At 73.2% G+C, this 25,793-nt stretch carries 3 protein-coding genes; 2 read left to right on the forward strand and 1 reads right to left on the reverse strand.

Annotated features, from left to right (window positions below; genetic code table 11):
- Window positions 1–65 precede the first annotated feature (65 nt).
- Window positions 66–11,915 carry an SDR family NAD(P)-dependent oxidoreductase gene (locus OG550_RS28110; protein ID WP_442906087.1) on the forward strand — a complete coding sequence of 3,950 codons (11,850 nt, stop codon included), beginning with the start codon at window positions 66–68 and terminating at the stop codon, window positions 11,913–11,915.
- Between the two features lie 118 nt (window positions 11,916–12,033).
- On the opposite strand, the gene OG550_RS28115 is transcribed toward OG550_RS28110, so the two are convergent.
- A complete protein-coding gene (locus OG550_RS28115) occupies window positions 12,034–12,798 on the reverse strand; it encodes a maleylpyruvate isomerase family mycothiol-dependent enzyme (RefSeq protein ID WP_327682157.1) in 765 nt (254 codons plus the stop codon).
- Between the two features lie 388 nt (window positions 12,799–13,186).
- On the opposite strand from OG550_RS28115, the gene OG550_RS28120 reads away from it, so the two are divergent.
- Window positions 13,187–25,714, forward strand: a complete 12,528-nt coding sequence (locus OG550_RS28120; RefSeq protein ID WP_327682159.1) for a type I polyketide synthase — start codon at window positions 13,187–13,189, stop codon at window positions 25,712–25,714.
- Window positions 25,715–25,793: the final 79 nt, after the last annotated feature.

Here is a 25,793-nt window from a genome sequence, read left to right on the forward strand (position 1 = left end):
GCCCCCGCGTCGCCCGCCTCGGGCCGCAGCAGGCAGCCCCAGACCCGCAGTCCCAACGACCGGGAGTGACTCCGATGGCCAATGAGAACCAGCTCCGCGACTACCTCAAGTGGGTGACCGCGGATCTCCACCGTGCACGTCAGAAGCTGGCCGACCTGGAGTCACGGAGCAGCGAGCCCATCGCCATCGTCGGCATGGCCTGCCGCTACCCCGGCGACGTCCGGTCCCCCGAGGACCTGTGGGGGCTCGTCGACGAGGGCCGGGACGCGATCGGCCGGTTCCCCGACAACCGCGGTTGGGACCTGGAGCACCTCTACGACCCGGACCCCGAGCGGGTCGGGACCTGCTACGCGCGAGAAGGCGGATTCCTGCACGACGTCGCGGAGTTCGACGCCGGGTTCTTCGGGATCTCGCCGCGCGAGGCGACCGCGATGGATCCGCAGCAGCGGCTGCTGCTGGAGATCTCGTGGGAGGCCCTGGAGCGGGCCGGGATCGACGTGTCCTCCCTGAGCGGCAGCCGGACCGGTGTGTTCGCGGGCATGAACCAGCAGGACTACGGCACGATCCTGGCCGCCTCGGCCGAGGGGATCGACAACTACGCCTCCACGGGCACGTCCAACAGCGTCCTCTCCGGGCGGGTCTCCTACGTGCTGGGCCTTGAGGGTCCGGCTGTGACGATCGACACCGCCTGCTCGTCCTCCCTCGTGGCACTGCACCTGGCCGCCCAGTCGCTGCGGGACGGCGAATGCGACCTGGCGCTCGCGGGCGGCGTCACCGTGATGTCCACCACCGCCGTCCTCGTCGCGCTCTCCCGGCAGCGGGCCCTCTCGGAGGACGGCCGGTGCAAGGCGTTCTCCGCGGCCGCGGACGGCGCGGGCTGGAGCGAGGGGGCCGGCGTCCTGCTGGTCGAGCGGCTCTCCGACGCCCAGCGGCTCGGGCACCCGGTGCTGGCCGTGTTCCGGGGAAGCGCGGTCAACCAGGACGGCGCGTCCAACGGTCTGACGGCGCCGAACGGCCCGTCCCAGCAGCGGGTGATCCGCCAGGCCCTCGCCAACGCCCGGCTCTCCGCGGCGGACGTCGACGCCGTCGAGGCGCACGGCACCGGTACCGGCCTCGGCGACCCGATCGAGGCCCAGGCGCTGCTCGCCACCTACGGGACCGCGCGCCCGGCGGACCGTCCGCTCTGGCTCGGCGCGGTGAAGTCGAACATCGGTCACACGGGCGCCGCGGCCGGGGTCGCGGGCGTCATCAAGACGGTGATGGCGATCCGCAACGCCCGGCTGCCGAAGACCCTGCACGTGGACCGGCCCACCCCGAACGTGGACTGGTCGGCCGGTGCGGTGGAGCTGCTGACCGAGGCCAGGCGGTGGCCGGAGACCGGCGCGGCCCGCCGCGCCGCGGTGTCGTCGTTCGGCGTGAGCGGCACCAACGCGCACGTCATCCTGGAGCAGGCCCCCGAGGCGACCGTGGCCGCCGAGGCGACCGGGGCGACCGGGGGCGACGAGCCCGCGGGGGAGCCCGCCGTCCCGACCGCGGCACCGGTGGAGCTCGCGGCCGTCCCGTGGGTGGTCTCCGCGCGAAGCGAGCAGGGGCTCCGGGCCCAGGCCCGCAAGCTCCTCGACCGGCTGGCGGAGCGCCCGCAGGCCGCCGTCGACGTCGCCTACTCCCTGGCCACCACCCGCACGGCCCTCGAACACCGGGCCGCCGTCGTGGCCGGGGACACCGCCGGGCTGCTCGACGGGCTCGCGGCACTCGCCGAGGGCCGGACCGCCGACACCCTCGCCCTCGGATCACCGGTCAAGGGCGAGGTGGCGTTCGTCTTCCCCGGCCAGGGCTCGCAGTGGGCCGGCATGGGGCGGGAGCTGCTCGACACCTCCCCGGTCTTCGCCGCGGCCGCCCGCGACTGCGCCGAGGCCATCGAGAAGTTCGTCGACTGGAAGGTGCTGGACGTCCTGCGGGACGCGCCCGGGGCCCCCTCGATGGACCGCCTCGACGTGGTCCAGCCCGTTCTGTTCACCATGATGGTGTCGCTCGCGGCGGTGTGGCGGTCCTTCGGGGTCGAGCCGACGGCGGTCGTGGGGCACTCGCAGGGCGAGATCGCCGCCGCGTACGTCGCCGGCGGGCTGTCGCTGGAGGACGCCGCGCGGGTGGTCGTGCTGCGCAGCCGTGCCTGGCTGACGCTGGACGGACGCGGCGGGATGGTGTCGGTCCTCCTGCCGGTCGACCGGGTGAGGGAGCTCCTGGCCCGCTGGGGCGACCGCCTCGCGGTGGCCGCCGTCAACAGCCCGAGGTCCTGCACCGTCGCCGGGGACCCGGAGGCCTGCGACGAACTGGTCGCGGCCTGCGACGCCGAAGGGGTCCGGGCCCGCCGGATCACCAGCGCGAGCGGGGCGGGCCACTCGGCCCACGTGGACGTGCTGCGCGACCGGATCCTGACGGACCTCGCGCCGGTGGCACCGCGGCCGGGCGACGTCCCGTTCTACTCGACCGTCACCGGTGGCCGGCTGGACACCGCCGAGCTCGACACCGACTACTGGTGGCGCAACATGCGCCGGCCGGTGGAGTTCGAGCAGGCGGTGCGGTCGGTGCTCCGCGACGGTCGGCGGATCCTCGTCGAGATGAGCCCCCACCCGGTCATGATGATGTTCGTCCAGGAGATCATCGAGGACGCCGGGAACGCGGCGCGGGCCTGCGCGAGCCTCCGCCGGGGCGAGGGCGGCCTCGCCCGGATGACGGCCTCGCTCGCCCAGGCCCACCTGCACGGCGCCCCCGTCGACTGGCCCGGGGTGTTCGCCGGCACCGGTGCCGAGCGGGTGGAGCTGCCGACGTACGCCTTCCAGCGGCAGCAGTTCTGGTCCGACATCCGGAACGCGGGCGGTGACGTCGGTTCCGTGGGCCTGGGCCCGGTGGACCACCCGCTGATGGGCGCGCTGGTGTCGACGGCCGGGGACGACGGCGCCGTGCTCACCGGACGACTGTCCCTGCACACCCATCCCTGGCTCGCCGGGCACGCCGTCATGGACCAGGTGGTGTTCCCGGGGACTGGCTTCGTCGAGCTCGCGGTGCTGGCCGGCGACCAGGTCGGCTGCGGCCGGATCGAGGAGCTGACCCTCCAGGTGCCGCTGATCGTCCCCCGCACCGGAGGGATCGTGGTCCAGGTCCGGCTGGAGGCACCCGACGAGACCGGTGCCCGCCTGCTGACCGTCTACTCCAGGCCCGAGGGCGGCGGCACCGACGTGGTGTGGACCCGTCACGCCACCGGTACCGCCGTCGAGGCGGTCCCGGCGGCGGCCGAGCGGTCGGCCGAGCCGTGGCCTCCGCCCGGAGCCGAGGCGGTCGACGCCACCGGCCTCTACGAGCGGATGGCCCGGGCCGGGTACCAGTACGGTCCCGAGTTCCAGGGGCTGACCGCCCTGTGGCGTCGGGGCTCCGAGGTGTTCGCCGAGGTCGGGCTGCCGCGGCAGCAGGTCTCCGAGGCCGAGCGCTTCGGCCTGCACCCGGCGTTGTTCGACGCGGCCCTGCACGCGATGTTCGCCCTGGGCACCGGGCAGGACGGCGTGGGCATGCCCTTCTCCTGGTCGGGTGTGGAACTGCACGCCTCGGGTGCGTCGCGCCTGCGCGTGCGGATCTCCCGTGAGCAGGGGGACTCCGTCTCCCTGCTGCTCACCGACGACACCGGCGGCCCCGTCGCCTCCGTCGACTCGCTGATCGTCCGCCCCATGAACGGTGCGGCCCTCACGGCTGCCAGGGAGGACTCGCTCTACCGGATCGACTGGCGCGCGGTCCGGACCGAGGACGCGGCACCGCCCCTCGCCGTTCTCGGCGACGCGGCCGACCTCGCCGCGGCACTGCCCGGCGGCACGCTGTTCGCCGGCCTGTCCGACCTCGTCTCGGGCACCGGCGTACCGGACACGGTCCTCTACCCGGTCCCCGGCCACGCCGGTGGGCCCGGCGCCTGGGAACCGGTCGTCGCCGTCCTGGAGTTCCTGCAGTCCTGGCTCGCCGAGGAGCGCCTGGAGCGCACCCGCCTGGTTCTGGTGACCCGCGGAGCGGTGGCGGTCTCGGACCGCGAGGACGTCACCGACCTCGCGGCCTCCGGGGCCTGGGGCCTCGTCAGGTCCGCCCAGTCGGAGCATCCCGGACGGTTCGTCCTGGTGGACCTCGACGGCGACGAGGAGTCGGTGGCCGCCCTCGGCGGCGCGCTGGCCTCGGGCGAGGACCAGCTGGCCGTCCGCGCGGGCCGCACCAGCGTGCCCCGGCTGGTGCGCTGGGACCGCACCGCGACCGCGCTCCCGCCGGTCGGGGAACGCGCCTGGCGGCTGGAGAACACCACCCCCGGCAGCTTCGGGGGGCTGGAGCTGCTTCCCTACCGGGAGGCCCTGGAGCCGCTGGCGCCCCACCAGGTGCGGCTGGGGATCCGGGCCGTCGGCATGAACTTCAAGGACGTCGTGGTCGCCCTCGACCTCGTACCGGGGCTGACCGGGCTGGGCGGCGAGGCCGCCGGGGTGGTGATCGAGGTCGGTTCCGACGTGCACGGCGTCGAACCCGGCGACCGGGTGATGGGTCTGTGCACCGAGACCTTCGGGCCGGTCGGCGTGACCGACCAGCGGCTGCTGGTCCGGATGCCCGAGGGCTGGACCTTCGAACAGGCCGCCGCCGTGCCCGTCGCCTACATGACGGCCTACTACGGCCTGGTCGACCTCGGCGGACTGCGGGCCGGACAGTCGGTGCTCGTCCATGCCGCGGCCGGAGGCGTCGGCATCGCCGCCACCCAGCTGGCCCGGCACCTGGGTGCCGAGGTCTACGGCACCGCCAGCCCCGGCAAGTGGCCGACCCTCCACGCGTACGGCCTGGACTCCGACCACATCGCCAACTCCCGTACGGTGGAGTTCGAGGAGCGGTTCCTGGCGGCCACCGGCGGCCGCGGCATGGACGTGGTCCTCGACTGCCTGGCCGGGGAGTTCGTCGACGCGGGCCTGCGCCTGCTGCCGCGCGGCGGCCGCTTCCTGGAGATGGGGAAGACCGACAAGCGCGACCCGGGGCCGACCGCCGAGCAGTACCCCGGCGTCGGCTACCAGGCGTACGACCTCCTGGAGGCGGGACCCGACCGGATGCGGGAGATGCTTCTGGAGATCCTGGAGCTGTTCGAGGCCGGGGTCCTCCGGCACTCCCCGGTGACCACGTGGGACGTGCGGCGCGCCAGGGACGCATTCCGCGACCTGAGCCAGGCCCGCCTGGTCGGCAAGGCCGTGCTGACCGTCCCCCGCCCGCTCTGGCCCGAGCACGGCACCGTCCTGGTGACCGGCGGCACCGGCCTGCTCGGCGGCCTGCTCGCCCGCCACCTCGTCACCCGGCACGGCGTGCGCCACCTGGTGCTCACCAGCCGCCGCGGTGCCGACGCCCCCGGCGCGGCCGAGCTCGCCGCCGAACTGGCCGAGGCCGGAGCCCAGGTCACCCTCGCGGCCTGCGACACGGCGGACCGCGAGTCCCTCCGCGGCGTCCTGGCGGCCGTCCCCGCGGACCGGCCCCTCACCGGCGTGATCCACGCGGCCGGCGTGCTGTGGGACGGACTGATCGAGTCCATGAGCGCCGAGCAGGCCGCCGCGGTCCTTCGCCCCAAGGTCCAGGGAGCGATCAACCTGCACGAGCTGACCGCCGACGCCGAGCTCTCGGCCTTCGTGCTCTTCTCGTCCCTCGCCGGGATCATGGGCGGCCCGGGCCAGGCCAACTACGCCGCCGCCAACGCGCTGCTGGACGGCTTGGCCCAGCACCGGAGGGCCCGCGGCCTGCCCGGGCTCTCCCTGCCCTGGGGCTTCTGGGAGCAGCGCAGCGAGCAGTCCGCGCACCTGGACGAGCGCGACATGAACAGGCTCAGCCGGGGCGGCGTCCTGCCGCTGGCCAGCGACGAGGGCCTGGCGCTCTTCGACACGGCCTGCCGGACGGACGACGCCGTCCTGGTGCCGGTCAGGCTCGACCCGGCGTCCATCGGGGCCCGCGGCACCGCAGTGCCGCCGATCATGCGCGCCCTGGTCAGGACGAGTGCCCGCCGCAGCGCCCGGTCCTCGGCCGTCGAGGCCGGTTCACTGCGCGAGCAGCTGTCCCGGCTGACCGGCCCCGAGCGGACCCGCACCCTGCTGCAGCTGGTCCGTGGACAGGCGGCCGCCGTGCTCGGACACGCGGACACCGAGGCGATCGTCGGCGCGCAGCCGTTCAAGGAGCTCGGCTTCGACTCGCTGAGCGCGGTCGAGTTCCGCAACCGCCTGACGACCGCGACCGGTCTGCGGCTGCCCGTCACCCTGGTGTTCGACCACCCCACGCCCAACGACCTCACGCAGCACCTCCACGACCAGCTGCTCGGCGAGTCGGCGTCCGCCGAGCCCGCCGCTCCGGTCCCCCGCGCGGCCGCCCGGGCCGGCGACGACCTGGCGATCGTGGCCATGACGTGCCGCTACCCCGGCGGGATCACCACCCCCGAGGACCTCTGGGACCTCGTGGTGGCGGAGAAGGAGGGCATCTCCGGCTTCCCGACCGACCGCGGCTGGGCGACCGGGGAGCCGGCCGCGGCCGACGGCCCCTCGGCGCCGCCCCGGCAGGGCGGATTCGTGCACGACGCCGCACTGTTCGATGCGGGGTTCTTCGGGATCGCCCCCCGCGAGGCGCTCACCATGGACCCGCAGCAGCGGCTGCTCCTGGAGACCTCGTGGGAGGCCTTCGAGCGGGCCGGGATCGACCCCGCCTCGCTCCGCGGAAGCCGCACCGGCGTGTTCGTCGGCGCCTCCGCCCAGGGATACGCGGCGCTGTTCCCGCGCGGCTCGGAGAGCATGGCGGGCTACGGGGTGACGGGCACCTCGACGAGTGTGGTGACCGGCCGGGTCTCCTACACGCTGGGACTGGAGGGTCCCGCGGTGACCGTGGACACCGCCTGCTCGTCCTCCCTCGTGGCCCTGCACACCGCCATGCAGTCCCTGGCCGGCGGCGAGTGCGACCTGGCGCTGGCGGGCGGCGTGGCGATCATGGCCAGCCCGTTCCTCTTCGACGACTTCCACCGGCAGGGCGGCATGTCCTCCGACGGCCGCTGCCGCGCGTTCTCCGCCGGGGCGGACGGCACCGGCTGGGCCGAGGGCGTCGGCCTGCTCCTCGTCGAACGGCTGTCCGACGCCCGGCGCAACGGCCACCCGGTGCTCGCCGTCCTGCGCGGTTCGGCGATCAACCAGGACGGCGCGTCGAACGGCCTGACCGCCCCGAGCGGCCCCTCCCAGCAGCGGGTGATCCGCCAGGCCCTCGCCAACGCCGGGCTGTCCGCCGCCGACGTGGACGTCGTCGAGGCCCACGGCACCGGCACCACCCTCGGCGACCCGATCGAGGCCCAGGCGGTCCTCGCCACCTACGGTCAGGACCGGCCCGAGGGCCGGCCGCTGTGGCTGGGCTCCATCAAGTCCAACATCGGCCACGCCCAGGCCGCCGCCGGGGTCGGCGGCGTGATCAAGATGGTGATGGCGCTCCAGCGGGGCCTGATGCCCCGCTCCCTCCACATCGACGAGCCCACCCCGCACGTGGACTGGTCCGCAGGCGCGGTGGAGCTGCTCTCCGAGGCCAAGCCGTGGCCCGGCACCGACCGCCCCCGCCGGGCGGCGGTCTCCTCCTTCGGCGTCAGCGGCACCAACGCCCACGTCATCCTGGAGCAGGCCCCCGACGGCGAACCCGCCACCCGCCCCGCCGAACCGGCTGTCCTCCCGGCCGTGCCGTGGCTGCTGTCCGGCCACAGCGAAGCAGGCCTGCGCGCCCAGGCGAAGCGTCTGGCCGACGCCCTCCGGGACCAGCCCGGACCCGATGCCACCGACCTGGGCTACTCGCTGGCCACCGGCAGGGCCGCCCTGGCGGAGCGCGCCGCGCTGCTGGTCCCGGACGTCACGCAGGCCGTCACGGTCCTCTCCCGGTTCGCGGCCGGAGAGGCCCCGCCCGAGGTGGTCCTCGGCACGGCCATGGACGGCGGCCTCGCCGTCCTGCTCTCCGGGCAGGGCGCCCAGCGCCCCGGCATGGGCCGAGGACTCCACGACCGCTTCCCGGTGTTCGCCGAGGCGTTCGACGGCGCGGCCGCGCTGCTCGACCCACTGCTCGACCGGCCGCTGCGCGAGGTCGTCTTCGCCGAGGAGGGGACCGGGGAGGCGGCCGAGCTCGACCGCACCGCGTTCACCCAGCCCGCGCTGTTCGCGGTCGAGGTGGCGCTCTACCGGCTGTTCGAGTCCTGGGGCGTCCGGCCGAGCTACCTCCTCGGCCACTCGGTCGGCGAGATCAGCGCCGCGCACCTCTCCGGCGCGCTCCCCCTCGCCGACGCCTGCACTCTGATCGCCGCACGCGGCCGCCTGATGCAGGCGCTTCCCGAGGGCGGCGCGATGCTGGCGGTGGCCGCGGGCGAGCCCGAGGTCACGGCGGCCCTCACCGAGGTCCTGGGGGCCGCCGCCGACACGGTCGGCATCGCCGCCGTCAACGCCCCCGAGGCGCTGGTGGTCTCGGGGGCCGCCGAAGCCGTCGGGAGGCTCGCCGACCACTTCGCGGCCTCGGGCCGGCGCACCCGGAAGCTGGCGGTCAGTCACGCCTTCCACTCCTCGCTGATGGAGCCGATGCTCGCCGAGTTCGCCGAGACCGTCGCCGGCCTGGCCTGGCAGCCGCCGCTGATCCCGGTCGTCTCCGACACGACCGGCGAGCTGCTCACCGCCGAGGAGATCAGCGCACCCGAGTACTGGGTCGAGCACGTCCGCAGGACGGTCCGCTTCGCCGACGGTGTCGCGACCCTCGCCCGCCAGGGGGTCACCACCTTCCTCGAAATCGGTCCGGACAGCGTCCTCACCCCGCTGGCACAGGACTGCCTGGACGCCGTCCCCGACGCCGCCCGGCGTGACCGAAGCCCGGTCTGCGTCCCGGCACTGCGCCGCGACCGGGCCGAGGCGGAGACCCTGCTCGCGGCGGTCGCCGCCGTCCACACGGCGGGCGTCGAGGTCGACTGGCCCGCGGTGTTCGCCGGCACCGGCGCCGTCCGGGTCGACCTGCCCACCTACGCCTTCCAACGGGACCGCTACTGGCCCGACCACACGCCGGCCGACCACGGTGATCTCGCCTCGGCGGGCCTGGACACCGCCGGGCACCCCCTGCTGAGCGCCTGGGTGGCCTCCGCCTCCGGCGACGAGGTGCTGTTCACCGGCGAACTCCCGTCCGCGGACCGGCACTGGCTCGCCGACCACGCTGTGCTGGACAACGTGATCCTCCCGGGCACCGGCTTCGTCGAACTCGCACTGTGGGCCGGCTCCCGGCTCGGCTGCGAGACCCTGGAGGACCTCACGTTGCAGAGCCCGCTGATCCTCCCCGACCGGTCCGGCGTCCGGATCCAGGTCGTGGTCGGCCGGGCGGACGAGTCCGGCCGCCGCCCGGTCGCCGTCTACTCGCGTGCCACACCCACCGCCGAGTGGACCCGGCACGCGGAGGGCCTGCTCGCTCCCGGAGCCGAACCGCCGACGGCCGGTGACGAGGGCGGCTCCTGGCCGCCCCCCGGCGCCGAACCGGTGGACCTCGACGGCTTCTACGAGCGGCTCCTCGACATCGGCTTCGCCTACGGGCCCACCTTCCGCGGACTGCGGGCGGCCTGGCGGCGCGGGGGCGAGGTCTTCACCGAGGTCGCGCTGCCCGATGAGGCGGCCGACTCCGGGGCGGCGTTCGCCGCCCACCCGGCCCTGCTGGACGCGGCCCTGCACGGCCTCGGCTTCCTGCCGACGGCCGACCGGGCCGACTCGGCCGCCCCCCGTCTGCCGTTCTCCTGGCAGGGCGTGTCCCTGCACCAGGCCGGGGCGAGGGCACTGCGGGTCCGGCTGTTCGAGTCCGGCCCCGAGACGGTCGCACTGTCGATCGCCGACTCGGTCGGCCAGCCCGTCGCGACCGTCCGGGCGCTCACCGTCCGGGAGACCTCCCGCGACCAGCTCGCCCGCGCCACCGGTGGCCGTGAAGGGCTGCACCGCACCTCCTGGACACCCGCTCCGCCGGTCCCCGGCACCACGGGCGACGACCGCTGGGCCGTGCTCGGCGGCGCCGGCACCCTCGGCGGGCTCGGCCGACCCGCCGACCGGCACCCCGACCTCGTCGCGCTGCTCGCCGCACTCGACCAGGGCGCCGCCGTCCCGGACCTCGTGATCGCCCCGTGCCCGCCGTCGGTGACGGGAGCCGACACGGACCCCGCCGTCGTCCGGGAAGGCGTCCACCGCGGCCTCGACCTGCTCCGGCTCTGGGTCGCGGACGACCGGCTCGCCGCGGCCCGACTGGTGCTCTGCACCCGCGGCGCGGTCGCGGTCCACGAGGCCGAGGGCGTCGACGACCTCTCCGGCGCGGCGCTCTGGGGACTCGCCCGGGCAGCCCAGCTGGAGAACCCGGACCGCATTCTCCTGGTCGACCTCGACGACACGGCAGGGGCCGACAGCGCCCTCGCGGAGGCCGTCGACCTCGCCCGGGCCGCCGGAGAGGTGCAGATCGCCGTCCGCGGCGGCACGCTGCTGATCCCCCGGCTCACCCCGCTCCGGGACACCGGGGACTCCGGGCCGGCGTCCTCGTGGCGCCCCGACGGCACGGTGCTCGTCACCGGGGCCACCGGACTGCTCGGCGGCCTGGTCGCCCGGCGCCTCGTCACCGATCACGGTGTCCGGCATCTCGTGCTCGCCAGTCGGCGGGGCCCCGACGCGCCCGGCGCGGACGGGCTCCGTCAGGAGCTCACCGCCCTCGGGGCGACCGTCCGGCTGGCCTCCTGCGATGTCGCCGACCGGCAGGCGCTCGCCGGACTGCTCGCCGCCGTCCCGGAGGGACGACCGCTGACCGGGGTGGTCCACACCGCCGGCGTGGTGGACGACGGGCTGCTCGGCTCGCTCACGCGCGAGCAGGTCGACCGGGTACTGCGGGCGAAGGTCGACGCGGTGCTGAACCTGCACGAGCTCACCTCGGGACTCGACCTCACGGCGTTCGTGGTCTTCTCCTCGCTCGCCGGGACGCTCGGCGGCGCCGGACAGGCCAACTACGCCGCGGCCAACGCCTTCCTGGACGCGCTCTGCGTGCGCCGGGCCACGGCGGGCCTGCCCGCGGTCTCCCTGGGCTGGGGCCCTTGGGAGAGCAGCGGGGGCATGGCCGCCGCCGTCGGCCGGGCCGACCTCAAGCGGATCGCCCGGGCCGGCCTGCTCCAGCTCGGCGTCGACGAGGGCATGGAGCTGTTCGACGCGGCCCTCGCGTCCGGCGAGACGGTCGTCCTGCCGTTCAGGCTGGACCCGGGGGTCCGTACCGGCGGCTTCGGCGGCGAAGCGGTCCCCGCCATGATGCGGAGCCTCACCGGGCCCGCCCGCCGTACGTCCGCCCCGGCCGCGTCGGGCGGTCTCGTGGAACGGCTGCGCCGCCTCCCGGAGGCGGAACGCGGGACGGTGCTCACCGATCTGGTGCGGGCGGAGGCGGCGAGGGCGGTCGGGCTCCCCTCGGAGGCGGGGGTGCCGGCCGGCCGGGCGTTCAAGAGCCTCGGCTTCGACTCGCTGATGGCGGTGGACCTGCGCAACCGCCTCGGCGCCGTCACCGGCGTCCGGCTCCCGGCGACGCTGGTCTTCGACCACCCGACCCCGACCGCGCTGGCCGGGTTCCTGCTCGACCGGCTCGACCTCGGCAGCGCGCCGGACACCAGCCCGGTCGAACTGGCGCTGGACGGGCTGGAGACGGCCATGCGGTCCCTCACGGCCGGCGGCGGCGGACACCCGGCGACGGCCAGCCGCCTGAGGGTCCTGCTGGCGAAGCTGGAGGAGGGGACCGCCCGGGACGAGGACGAGGAGCTCGACCTCGACCTCGACTCGGTCTCCGCGGAGGAACTCGTCAGCATGATCGGCGACGAGTTCGGCATCCGCTGACGAAGGTGCGGGCGACGGTGCGGCCGGCGCTCTCCGCGCGCCGGCCGCACCGTCGCGGGGACGTCTCCTCGGGGGCCCGGGCCATCCGCACCCGCAGACCCCCGAAGGAGGTGTCCTCTCAGCCCCAGTTCTGCAACCGCTGGATCAGGTCGGCGTCGCCCTCGATCCGCAGCGAGTCGGCCGGGATGCGCATGTACATGAGCAGGGCGATCTCACTCGCCGTGCCGTAGACGGCGGCGGTGGGCTTGCTCTCGGCGGCCTCCGCCGCGGTGAGGCGGGTGGAGCGGGAACCGGCGGCGTCCACCGTCTGGCGCCAGGAGCCGGCCCCGGCCGCGTGGTAGTCCATGGTGGCCGGCTCGCCCGGCCACGGGACCGTGACGGTGCAGACGGTGGCGAGGAACTCATCGACGGCGTCGACCGCCTCGGTCGTCGGCAGCTCCTGCGGGGCGCCGGAGGCCAACTGGGCGTCGTAGGTGTGGATCAGCGACTCCGGGACGCGGCGGCGGGCCGCGGCGGCCACGGTGTGCGACGAGGCCAGCGGCTCCCACCAGGCCCAGCAGCCCCGGTCCGGGCCGGCCTCGCGCAGAGCGGTGAGCAGCTGCTCCGTCGAGTCGGCCAGCCAGGCTATGAGGGCCTCGCGCTCCCTGGGCGCCGCCAGCCCGTCCTTGCTCGGCCGCTCGTCGCCCGGCGCGGTGTTCCGCACGATGTGGGCCCAGAAGCGGTCCCCCTCACTGAGGTGGTTCGCCAGGTCGTACAGCGTCCAGCCCGGGCAGGACGGGACGTCGGCGTCGAGGCCGGGGGCCGCGTCGACGGCGGCGCGGAACGCGGCGGAACGCTCGGCGATCATCCGCAGAAAGGTGGGGAAGGAGAGAAGCTCAGTCACGGAGACCTTCTATCACCCGGACCGGAACCCTCGCACTCCATTTGTGCCCCCCGATGAGGTGCCCTCATATTCGGACCGGCCCTCATCCGACCGGATGACCACCGACCACACGATGCGACGAGCCCCCTGACGAAGCACTACTAGGGGGCGGTCCCACAGAGTTAGGGGTGACGGCGCGAGGTCCGAGGGCTGACTGGGGGTCAGCTCGGACGGAGGGGCGCATAGCCTCCCTCTAAGATCCCGCGGACCCGGCCGCCCCGACGCGCCCCGACATCGACAGGTGCTCGACGCGGGGAGCCGGCACGACACGGTGGCGGGCCCTTGGAGACCCCCGTGTGATCGGCCTTTTCGACCCGGTTCATGGCGAACGGACAAGTGGGAGCTGACGATGGACACTGCCGGTGCAGACGTGATCGGCGCGCTGCGTGCCTCGCTTCTGGAGAACGAGCGACTGCGGCAGCAGAACAACCGCCTCAGCGCCGTGTCGACCGACCCCGTCGCCATCGTCGGCATCGGGTGCCGCTTCCCCGGCGGGGTGACCGACGCCGAGAGCCTGTGGCAGCTCGTCGTCGAAGGCCGTGACGCGATGACGGAGTTCCCCGAGGGCCGCGGCTGGGAGGACTGGCAGGTTCCGGGAGCCCGGCGGGGTGCGTTCCTGCACGGCGCGGGCGACTTCGACGCGGAGTTCTTCCGGATCTCGCCGCGCGAGGCGATGTCGATGGACCCGCAGCAGCGGCTGCTCCTCGAAACGTCCTGGGAGGCCCTGGAGCACGCGGGGATCGACCCGCTCTCGCTGCGCGGCAGCCGGACCGGCGTGTTCGTCGGTGGCACTCCCCAGGAGTACGGCGCACTGATGGCCAGTTCGCCCACCAGCCAGGGGTACATGGTCACCGGAACCGCGGGCAGCGTGCTGTCCGGGCGGGTGTCGTACGTCCTCGGGCTGGAGGGCCCGGCGGTCAGCATCGACACCGCCTGCTCGTCCTCACTGGTGGCACTGCACTCCGCCGTGCAGTCCCTCCGGCAGGGCGACTGCAGCATGGCCCTGGTCGGCGGTGTCCTGGTGATGACCACCCCGTCGATCTTCGCCGAGTTCGTCACGCTCGGCGGCTCCGCCGCAGACGGCAGCTGCAAGGCCTTCGCCGGCGCGGCCGACGGCACGGGCTGGGGCGAGGGCGTCGGTGTGGTGGTCGTCGAGCGGCTGTCGGACGCGCGGCGCAACGGGCATCCGGTGCTGGCGGTGATCCGGGGGAGCGCGGCCAACCAGGACGGTGCGTCGAACGGTCTGAGCGCTCCCAACGGTCCGTCGCAGCAGCGGGTGATCCGGCAGGCGCTCGCCAACGCCGGGCTGTCGTCCGCCGATGTGGACATGGTGGAGGCGCACGGCACGGGGACGACGCTGGGTGACCCGATCGAGGCGCAGGCGCTGCTGGCCACCTACGGCCAGGACCGGCACGAGGGCCGTCCGCTCTGGCTGGGGTCCCTGAAGTCGAACATCGGCCACACCCAGACGGCCGCCGGCGTGGCCGGCGTGATCAAGACCGTGATGGCCCTCCGGCACGGCGTCATGCCGATGACGCTGCACGTGGACGAGCCGACCCCGCACGTCGACTGGTCGGCGGGCGCGGTGGAGCTGCTGACCGAGGCCCGGGAGTGGCCGGAGACGGGTGCGCCGCGTCGCGCGGGTGTGTCCTCGTTCGGCATCAGCGGGACCAACGTCCACATGATCCTGGAGCAGGCCCCGGCGGAGCCGGAGGCCACGGCTGAGCCGTCCGGTCCCGGGGCGCTGGGCGGGGAGATCACGCCCTGGGTGGTCTCGGCCCGTTCGGAGGCGGCGTTGCGGGCGCAGGCGGGGCGGTTGGTGGAGGCGTTGGCGGGGTCGGATGTCCGGCCGGTGGATGTGGCGTTCTCGCTGGTGTCCTCGCGTGCGGCGCTGGGGTATCGGGCGGTGGTGTTGGGGGGTGGTGTGGAGGAGTTGCTGGAGGGTGTGCGGGCGGTGGCGGCCGGTGGTGGTGGTGCCGGTGTGGTGCACGGTGTGGTGGAGGGGGGTTCGCGGGTGGTGTTGGTGTTTCCGGGTCAGGGGTCGCAGTGGGTGGGGATGGGGCGGGAGTTGTGGGGTTCGTCGGTGGTGTTCGGTGAGTCGATGGCGGCGTGTGAGCGTGCTCTGACGCCGTTCGTGGACTGGTCGTTGCGGGATGTGGTGGAGGCGGGTGAGGGGGATCCGCGGTGGGGGCGGGTGGATGTGGTGCAGCCGGTGTTGTGGGCGGTGATGGTGTCGTTGGCGGCGTTGTGGCGGTCTTCGGGCGTGGAGCCGGCGGCGGTGGTGGGGCATTCGCAGGGTGAGGTGGCGGCTGCGGTGGTGGCGGGCGGGTTGTCGTTGGAGGACGGTGCGCGGGTGGTGGCGGTGCGTTCGCGTCTGGTGGCGGCACGGCTGTCGGGGCTGGGCGGGATGGTGTCGGTGTCCGCACCGCTCACGGTGGTCGAGGGGTTGCTCGCGGCGTTCGGCGGTGAGGTGTCGGTCGCGGCGGTCAACGGCCCGTCCTCGGTGGTCGTCTCCGGCGGGACGGCAGGGCTGGAGGCACTCCTCGCCGACTGCGAGGCGAACGGCGTACGGGCACGGCGGATCGCCGTGGACTACGCCTCGCACTCCGCACAGGTCGAGGCGCTGGAGGCCGAGCTGCTGGAGGCGCTGGCACCGGTACGCCCGGTGTCGTCGTCGGTGGCGTTCTACTCGACGGTCACCGGGGAGGGCATCGACACGGCGGTGATGGACGCCGGCTACTGGTACCGCAACCTGCGCCAGACCGTCCGCTTCGAGACCGCCGTCCGCGCCCTGGCCGCCGACGGCCACCACACCTACATCGAGGCCAGCCCCCACCCCGTCCTCACCGTCCCCGTCCAGGAGACCCTTGAGGACACCCCCGACCACCGTACCGAACCCACCGTCATCGGCTCACTGCGCCGGGGCGAGGGCGGGACCGAGCGGTTCCTGACCTCCCTCGCCGAGGCCTACGTCCGCGGCGCCACCGTCGACTGGACCAGCGTCCTCGCCGGCCGCGACGCCCACCGGATCGACCTGCCCACCTACGCCTTCCAACACGAACGCTTCTGGCTGGAGGGCGTCTCGGTCGGGTCGGTCGGACGCGCCATGGCGGCGCCTGTGGACGACCGTCAGCCGGTCGACGACTCGGCGGCTGCGGAGCTGCGCCGGCGCCTCGCCCGTCTCACCGAACCGGAACGGGACGCCCTGCTGCTGGATCTCGTCCGCTCCCAGGCGGCACTGGTGCTCGGCCACCGCTCCTCCGGAGTCATCACGGCGGCGAAGCCGTTCAAGGAACTGGGCTTCGACTCGGTCACGGCGATGGAACTGCGGAACCGGCTGAACGCCGCGACCGGGCTGCGGCTGCCCGCCACCCTGGCCTTCGACCACCCCAATCCGACCGCGCTCGCGTCCTTCGTCGCAGCCCGACTCGCAGGGGCGAAGCCGGACTTCGGGGCCTTCGTGCCGGCGCCGAGTCCGTCGGCGGTCGACGGGGAGCCGCTGGTGATCGTCGGCATGGCGTGCCGCTTCCCCGGAGGCGTCATGTCGCCGGAGGACCTGTGGCGTCTGGTCGACGAGCGCCGCGACGAGGTCTCGGCCCTGCCCACCGACCGGGGCTGGCAGGCTGCGAGTGTTCCCGCCATGGCCCAGGGCGCGTTCCTCTACGACGCAGGCGAGTTCGACGCGTCGTTCTTCGGGATATCGCCGCGTGAGGCGGCCGCGATGGACCCGCAGCAGCGGCTGCTGCTGGAGACCTCCTGGGAGGCGCTGGAGCGCTCGGCCATCAAGCCCTCCTCCCTGCGCGGCAGCCGCACCGGTGTCTTCGTCGGCGGTAGCGGCCAGGAATTCAGCATGCTGATGGCCAACGCGCCCGACTCCGTGGCGGGTTACGCGTTGACGGGGTCGTCGGGCAGTGTGATGTCGGGGCGGGTGTCGTACGTGCTGGGTCTGGAGGGTCCGGCGGTGACGGTGGACACGGCGTGTTCGTCGTCGCTGGTGGCGCTGCACCTGGCGGCCCAGGCGCTGCGCAACGGTGAGTGTGATCTGGCGTTGGCGGGTGGTGTGACGGTGATGTCGACGCCGGGTGCGTTCGCGGAGTTCTCGCGGCAGGGCGGTCTGGCGGCGGACGGTCGGTGCAAGGCGTTCTCGGCGGATGCGGACGGCACCGGCTGGGGTGAGGGTGTCGGTGTGGTGGTGGTGGAGCGGTTGTCGGATGCGCGGCGCAACGGGCATCCGGTGCTGGCGGTGGTGCGGGGTTCGGCGGTGAATCAGGACGGTGCGTCGAACGGTCTGACGGCGCCGAACGGTCCGTCGCAGCAGCGGGTGATCCGTCAGGCGCTGGCGAGTGCGGGGTTGTCGTCGTCCGAGGTGGACGTGGTGGAGGCGCACGGGACGGGGACGACGCTGGGTGACCCGATCGAGGCGCAGGCGCTGCTGGCCGCCTACGGCCAGGACCGGCCGGCGGACCGCCCGCTCTGGCTGGGGTCCCTGAAGTCGAACATCGGCCACACCCAGGCCGCGGCCGGTGTGGCCGGTGTGATCAAGATGGTCATGGCGATGCGGCGAGGTGTGCTCCCGGCGACGCTCCACGCGGATCGGCCCACCACGCACGTGGAGTGGTCGGAAGGCGCGGTGGAGCTGCTGACCGAGGCCCGGGACTGGCCGGAGACGGGTGCCCCGCGCCGGGCCGGCGTCTCGTCGTTCGGTATCAGCGGGACCAACGCCCACATGATCCTGGAGCAGGCGCCTGCCGAGGACCCCGAACCGGCCGCGTCCGAGGTCTCCGGGCCGTTGCCGTGGGTCCTGTCGGGCCGGACCGGGGCCGCCCTGCGTGAGCAGGCGGGACGGCTGCTGTCGTCCGTGGCCGAGGACGCACAGGCCGGGCTCGCCGACCTGGGGTACGCGTTGGCGGCCACCCGGGCCGAGTTCGAGCACCGTGCGGTGCTCGTCGGCGAGGACCGGTCGTCCTTCCTGGCCGGCCTGGCCGCCGTGGCCGAGGGACGTGCGGCCACCGAGGTTCTGCTGGGTACGGCGGAGGAGGGGCGGCTCGCCGTCATGTTCTCCGGCCAGGGTTCGCAGCGTCTCGGTATGGGGCGTGAACTGTACGGCCGTTTCCCGCACTTCGCCGCCGCGTTCGACGCGGTGTGCGCGGAGCTCGACCTGCATCTGGAGCGGCCGCTGAAGCAGGTCGTGTTCGCCGCGGAGGACTCGCCGGAGGCGGTCCTGCTCGATGAGACGGGCTTCACGCAGCCCGCGCTCTTCGCGGTCGAGGTCGCGCTGTTCCGCCTGGTCGAGGGCTGGGGCGTTCGTCCGGATGTGCTGATGGGCCACTCGATCGGCGAGCTGGCCGCCGCCCACGTGGCGGGTGTGTGGTCGCTCGCGGACGCCTGCCGGGTGGTCGCCGCCCGCGGGCGGCTGATGCAGGCACTGCCGACCGGCGGCGCGATGTGCGCACTGGAGGCCGGCGAGGCCGAGGTCGCGGAGCTGCTGGCCGGTGCGGACGCCACGGCCGGGGTCGTGGGGATCGCCGCCGTCAACGGCCCCGCCGCGGTCGTGGTCTCCGGTGACGGCGCGGCAGTGGCGGAGATCGCCGCCGGACTCGCCGCGCGAGGCCGGAAGACGCGGCAGCTGACGGTCTCGCACGCGTTCCACTCCACGCTGATGGAGCCGATGCTGGCCGAGTTCGCCGGAGTACTGGCCGAGGTGGCGTTCGAGGCGCCCCGTGTGCCCGTGGTGTCCAACGTGACCGGCACCGTCGCCGGCCCGGAGATCCGTACCCCGGAGTACTGGGTCGAGCACGTCCGGGCGGGCGTCCGGTTCGCCGCGGGTGTGGAGGCCCTGCACTCCCAGGGCGTGACCTCGTTCCTGGAGCTCGGCCCGGACGGGGTGCTGGCCGCGATGGCTCAGGACTGCCTGGTCGACGAGCCCGGGATCTCGGTCGCGGCGGCGGCCCGCCGCGACCGCCCCGAGGTGGCGACCTTGCTGGGCGCGCTCGGCCGGCTGTACGTGAACGGCGCGGCCGTGGACTGGGCCGCCGTGTTGGGCGGGCGCGCCGGCAGTCGGGTGGATCTGCCGACGTATGCGTTCCAGCGGGAGCGGTTCTGGTTGGAGGGTGGGGTCGGGGTCGGTGCGGGTGGGGTTGGTGTGGTGGATGGGGTTGAGGGTGCGTTCTGGGGTGCGGTGGAGCGGGGGGATGTGGAGGGTGTGGTGTCGGTGGTGGGTGGTGGGGATGGTTGGGGTTCGGTGGTGCCGGTGTTGTCGGAGTGGCGGCGTCGGCGGGTGGTTGGTTCGGTGGTGGATTCGTGGCGTTATCGGGTGGTTGAGCGGTCGGTGTCGGTGGGTTCGGGTGGGGTGTTGTCGGGGGTGTGGGTGTTGGTGGTGCCGGGTTGGGGTGGTGTGGGTGGGGTGGTTGATGGTGTGAGGGGTGCGTTGGTGGGTGCGGGTGCGCGGGTGGTTGAGGTTGTGGTGGGTGTGGGGGATGGTCGTGGGGTGGTGGCTGAGCGGTTGCGTGGGGTGTGTGGGGGTGTGGAGGTTGCCGGTGTGGTGTCGTTGCTGGGTGTGGGTGATGGTCTTGATGGCGTTGGAGTTGTTGATGGTGGTGGTGTGGGTGGTGGGTTGGTGTCGTCGTTGGTGTTGGTGCAGGCGTTGGTGGATGTGGGTGTGGGTGGTCGGTTGTGGATGGTGGTGTGTGGGGCGTTGGGGTTGGGTTCGGTTGAGGGTGTGAGGGCTGGTGGGGTGGCGTTGTGGGGGTTTGGTCAGGTGGTGGGGTTGGAGTGTGCGGGGTTGTGGGGTGGGTTGGTGGATGTGCCGGTGGTGTGGGATGAGCGGGTGGGTGCGGGGTTGGTGGGTGTGTTGGTGTCGGGGGTGGAGGATCAGGTGGCGGTGCGGTCGTCGGGGGTGTTCGGTCGGCGGTTGGTGCGGGCGCCGTTGGGTGTGTCGGGTGGGGGTTGGGGTGTGCGGGGGTCGGTGTTGGTGACGGGTGGTACGGGTGGGGTGGGTGCGTGTGTGGCGCGGTGGTTGGTGGGTGTGGGTGCGGAGCATGTGGTGTTGGTGTCGCGTCGGGGGTTGGGTGCTGAGGGTGCGGTGGAGTTGGTGGGGGAGTTGGAGGGGTTGGGGGCTCGGGTTTCGGTTGTGGCGTGTGATGTGGCGGATCGTGGGGCGTTGGAGGGGGTGTTGGCGGGGATTCCGGGGGATGTGCCGTTGTCGGGGGTGTTCCACGCAGCGGGTGTCGCGGACTTCGGAGAGGTGCTGCAGATCGGCGCGGAGGACCTCGCCTACCAGTACACCGCCAAGGTGGTGGGTGCGCGGCATCTGGATGAGCTGACGGCGGGGATGGCTCTGGATGCGTTCGTGCTGTTCTCCTCGGGTGCGGCGGTGTGGGGCAGTGCGGGGAACGCGGCGTATGCGGCGGCGAACGCGTACCTGGACGGTCTGGCCCAGGAGCGGCGGGCCCGCGGTCTGACCGCGACCTCCGTCGCCTGGGGCGGTTGGGGATCCGGTGGCATGCTGCAGGACCACGGCGAGACGGCCGAGCGGCTGGCCCGGCTCGGTCTGCGGCCGATGGATCCGGAGATCGCGATCAGCGCCCTTGAGCAGGCGCTGGAGCAGGACGAGACCCTGATCACCGTCACCGACATGGACTGGGAGCGCTTCGCACCCGGGTACATGATGGCCCGTCACCGTCCGCTGATCGAGGACATTCCCGAGGTCCGCCGTGCCCTGGAGGCGGCCGCCGACCCGGCGGCCGACGACTCCGTCGCCGGAGCGCTCCGCGAGCGGCTGGCCGGCCTGCGCGAGGCGGAACAGCGGACGGTCCTGCTGGAGCTCGTGCGGTCCGAGGCGGCGCTCGTCCTCGGGCATGCCTCGACCGGGGTGATCCCGGAGGCCAAGCCCTTCCAGGAGATCGGCTTCGACTCGCTCACCGCCGTCGAGTTCCGCACCCGGCTCAACGCCGTCACCGGGCTGCGGCTGCCTGCCACCATGGTCTTCGACCACCCGACCCCGTCCGCGCTCGCCGAGCTGCTGAGGGACGAACTCCTCGGCACAGGCGCGTCCGTGGGCCTTCCGGTGCCGGTGCGGTCGCTGGACGACGAGCCGCTGGTGATCGTCGGCATGGCCTGCCGCTTCCCGGGCGGTGTCACCTCGCCGGAGGACCTGTGGCACCTGGTCGCGGAGGGCCGTGACGAGACCTCCGCGATGCCTGTCGACCGGGGCTGGGAGCAGTGGCTCGGCGGTGACGTGCGGCGTGGTGGATTCCTGCACGACGCCGGCGACTTCGACGCGGACTTCTTCGGGATCTCACCGCGCGAGGCGGGCGTCATGGACCCGCAGCAGCGACTGCTCCTGGAGGTCTCCTGGGAGGCCTTGGAGCGCACGGGTGTCGACCCGTCGTCCCTGCGCGGGAGCCGGACCGGCGTGTTCGTCGGCGGAACCGCACAGGAGTACACGGCGCTGCTGATGACCGCTCAGGACACCAAGGGCTTCGGCGTCACCGGGTCGTCGGGCAGTGTGATGTCGGGGCGGGTGTCGTACGTGCTGGGTCTGGAGGGTCCGGCGGTGACGGTGGACACGGCGTGTTCGTCGTCGCTGGTGGCGCTGCACCTGGCGGCCCAGGCGCTGCGCAACGGTGAGTGTGATCTCGCGCTGGCGGGTGGCGTGACGGTGATGGCGACTCCGGCGACCTTCGCGGAGTTCTCCAAGCAGGGAGCCATCGCCGCCGACGGCCGCTGCAAGGCGTTCGCCGATGCGGCGGACGGGACCAGCTGGGCCGAGGGCGTGGCGATGCTCGCTGTCGAGCGGTTGTCGGACGCGCGGCGGAACGGGCACCCGGTGCTGGCGGTGGTGCGGGGTTCGGCGGTGAACCAGGACGGCGCGTCGAACGGTCTGACGGCGCCGAACGGTCCGTCGCAGCAGCGGGTGATCCGGCAGGCGTTGGCGAGTGCGGGGCTGTCGTCGTCCGAGGTGGACGTGGTGGAGGCGCACGGGACGGGGACGACGCTGGGTGATCCGATCGAGGCGCAGGCGCTGCTGGCCGCCTACGGCCAGGACCGGCACGAGGGCCGTCCGCTGTGGCTGGGGTCCCTGAAGTCGAACATCGGCCACACCCAGGCCGCGTCCGGTGCGGCCGGTGTGATCAAGATGGTGATGGCGATGCGGCAGGGGGTCCTGCCGAGGACGCTGCACGTGGACGAGCCGTCACAGCAGGTGGACTGGTCGGCAGGTGCGGTGGAGCTGCTGACCGAGGCCCGGGAGTGGCCGGAGACGGGTGCTCCGCGTCGCGCGGGCGTGTCCTCCTTCGGTGTGAGCGGGACCAACGTCCACATGATCCTGGAGCAGGCCCCGGTGGACGAGCCGGTGGTGGAGCTGCCGGTGGAGCCGGTGCCGGTGGCGCTGGATGGCCGGGTGGTGCCGTTGGTGGTGTCGGGGCGTTCGGAGGCGGCGTTGCGGGCGCAGGCGGGGCGGTTGGTGGAGGTGTTGGCCGGGGCGGATGTCCGGCCGGTGGACGTGGCGTGGTCGTCGGCGTCGGGACGGTCGCGGTTCGAGCATCGGGCGGTGGTGTTGGGGAGTGGTGTGGAGGAGTTGCTGGAGGGTGTGCGGGCGGTGGCGGCGGGTGGTGGTGGTGCGGGTGTGGTGCGGGGTGTGGTGGAGGGGGGTTCGCGGGTGGTGTTGGTGTTTCCGGGGCAGGGGTCGCAGTGGGTGGGGATGGGGCGGGAGTTGTGGGGTTCGTCGGTGGTGTTCGGGGAGTCGATGGCGGCGTGTGAGCGCGCTCTGGCGCCGTTCGTGGACTGGTCGTTGCGGGATGTGGTCGAGGCGGGTGAGGAGGATCCCCGCTGGGGGCGGGTGGACGTGGTGCAGCCGGTGTTGTGGGCGGTGATGGTGTCGTTGGCGGCGTTGTGGCGGTCCTCGGGCGTGGAGCCGGCGGCGGTGGTGGGCCATTCGCAGGGCGAGGTCGCGGCGGCCGTGGTGGCGGGCGGATTGTCGCTGGAGGACGGTGCGCGGGTGGTGGCGGTGCGTTCGCGTCTGGTGGCGGCACGGCTGTCTGGGCTGGGCGGGATGGTGTCGGTGTCGGCGCCGCTCACGGTGGTCGAGGGCTTGCTGGCGGGGTTCGGGGGTGAGGTGTCGGTCGCGGCGGTGAACGGCCCGTCCTCGGTGGTGGTTTCGGGCGGGACGGCAGGGCTGGAGGCACTCCTCGCGGACTGCGAGGCGAACGGGGTGCGGGCGCGGCGGATCGCGGTGGACTACGCCTCGCACTCCGCACAGGTCGAGGCGCTGGAGGCGGAGCTGCTGGAGGCGTTGGCACCGGTGCGGCCGGTGTCGTCGTCGGTGGCGTTCTACTCGACGGTGACCGGGGAGGGCATCGACACGGCGGTGATGGACGCCGGCTACTGGTACCGCAACCTGCGCCAGACCGTCCGCTTCGAGACCGCCGTCCGCGCCCTGGCCGCCGACGGCCACCACACCTACATCGAGGCCAGCCCCCACCCCGTCCTCACCGTCCCCGTCCAGGAGACCCTTGAGGACACCCCCGACCACCGCACCGAACCCACCGTCATCGGCTCACTGCGCCGGGGCGAGGGCGGGGTCGAGCGGTTCCTGACCTCCCTCGCCGAGGCCTACGTCCGCGGCGCCACCGTCGACTGGACCAGCGCCCTCGCCGGCCGCGACGCCCACCGCATCGACCTGCCCACCTACGCCTTCCAACACGAACGCTTCTGGCTGGAATCCAGTGGTGGGGTTGGTGTGGTGGATGGGGTTGAGGGTGCGTTTTGGGGTGCGGTGGAGCGGGGGGATGTGGAGGGTGTGGTGTCGGTGGTGGGTGGTGGGGATGGTTGGGGTTCGGTGGTGCCGGTGTTGTCGGAGTGGCGGCGTCGGCGGGTGGTTGGTTCGGTGGTGGATTCGTGGCGTTATCGGGTGGTTGAGCGGTCGGTGTCGGTGGGTTCGGGTGGGGTGTTGTCGGGGGTGTGGGTGTTGGTGGTGCCGGGTTGGGGTGGTGTGGGTGGGGTGGTTGATGGTGTGAGGGGTGCGTTGGTGGGTGCGGGTGCGCGGGTGGTTGAGGTTGTGGTGGGTGTGGGGGATGGTCGTGGGGTGGTGGCTGAGCGGTTGCGTGGGGTGTGTGGGGGTGTGGAGGTTGCCGGTGTGGTGTCGTTGCTGGGTGTGGGTGATGGCTTGGATGCTGTGGGTGATGTTGGTGGTGTGGGTGGTGGGTTGGTGTCGTCGTTGGTGTTGGTGCAGGCGTTGGTGGATGTGGGTGTGGGTGGTCGGTTGTGGATGGTGGTGTGTGGGGCGTTGGGGTTGGGTTCGGTTGAGGGTGTGAGGGCTGGTGGGGTGGCGTTGTGGGGGTTTGGTCAGGTGGTGGGGTTGGAGTGTGCGGGGTTGTGGGGTGGGTTGGTGGATGTGCCGGTGGTGTGGGATGAGCGGGTGGGTGCGGGGTTGGTGGGTGTGTTGGTGTCGGGGGTGGAGGATCAGGTGGCGGTGCGGTCGTCGGGGGTGTTCGGTCGGCGGTTGGTGCGGGCGCCGTTGGGTGTGTCGGGTGGGGGTTGGGGTGTGCGGGGGTCGGTGTTGGTGACGGGTGGTACGGGTGGGGTGGGTGCGTGTGTGGCGCGGTGGTTGGTGGGTGTGGGTGCGGAGCATGTGGTGTTGGTGTCGCGTCGGGGGTTGGGTGCTGAGGGTGCGGTGGAGTTGGTGGGGGAGTTGGAGGGGTTGGGGGCTCGGGTTTCGGTTGTGGCGTGTGATGTGGCGGATCGTGGGGCGTTGGAGGGGGTGTTGGCGGGGATTCCGGGGGATGTGCCGTTGTCGGGGGTGTTCCATGCGGCGGGGGTGGGGTCGTATCGGGAGGTGGGGGAGTTGTCGGTCGGGGAGTTCGAGGATGCGTTGCGGGCGAAGGTGGTGGGTGCGCGGCATCTGGATGAGTTGACGGCGGGGATGGCTCTGGATGCGTTCGTGTTGTTCTCCTCGGGTGCGGCGGTGTGGGGGAGTTCGGGGAATGGGGCGTATGCGGCGGCGAACGCGTATCTGGACGGTCTGGCTCAGGAGCGTCGGGCTCGGGGTCTGACCGCGACGTCGGTTGCCTGGGGTGGTTGGAGGGGGACCGGGATGGCGGACGGTCGGACCAGTGAGTTGTTGACCCGGGTGGGTCTGCGTCTGATGGATCCGGAGATCGCGGTCAGTGCCCTTGCTCAGGCTCTGGAGCGGGACGAGACCTTGCTGACGGTCACGGACATGGACTGGGAGCGGTTCACGCCGGGGTACATGATCGCTCGGCATCGTCCGCTGATCGAGGACATTCCCGAGGTGCGGCAGGTTCTGGAGGCGGATGCCGCCGAGGAGCCGGGTGACGACTCCGTGGTCCGGGCACTGCGCGAACGCCTCGCCGGCCTGACGGAGTTGGAGCGGCTTGACGCCCTGCTCCGGATCGTACGCTCGGAGGCCGCCGCCGTTCTCGGGCACAACTCCGCCGACGGTGTCGCGGAGAACCGCCCGTTCCAGGAGCTGGGCTTCGACTCGCTCACCGCGATGGAACTGCGCAACCGGCTGAACGCCGCGACCGGGCTGCGACTGCCGGCCACCCTGGTCTTCGACCATCCCACCCCTGCCGCGCTCGCCGACCGGCTCCGTGCGGAGCTGGGCGAGAGCGGACCGGACCAACTGACCGATGCGGTCGACATCGGTCGAGAACTTTCAAGGATCGACCAGGCATTGCCCCTGCTCGCGGACGACGTGCAGGGCCGTGAGGGCGTTGCGCACCGTCTGCGGGAGCTTCTCGCCAAGCTCGACGAGCAGGACGGCTCGGCCCAGGAGGCCGGCGCGGTCGCCGATCTGGAGTCCGCGACGGACGACGACCTGTTCGACCTCATCGACCGCGACCTCGGCGTGTCCTGATCCAGCCGATCGTCACGTCCTTCCTATTGCTCTTGAGTGGGGTTCACCATGACTGAGGACAAGCTCCGTACGTATCTGC

This window comes from Kitasatospora sp. NBC_00458 (assembly GCF_036013975.1).
Lineage (GTDB): Bacteria > Actinomycetota > Actinomycetes > Streptomycetales > Streptomycetaceae > Kitasatospora.

What these genes read in the sequence shown, in the direction of transcription:
- OG550_RS28120 (WP_327682159.1), top strand. Translation starts at nt 13,187, where the DNA reads ATGGACACTGCCGGTGCAGACGTGATCGGCGCGCTGCGTGCCTCGCTT.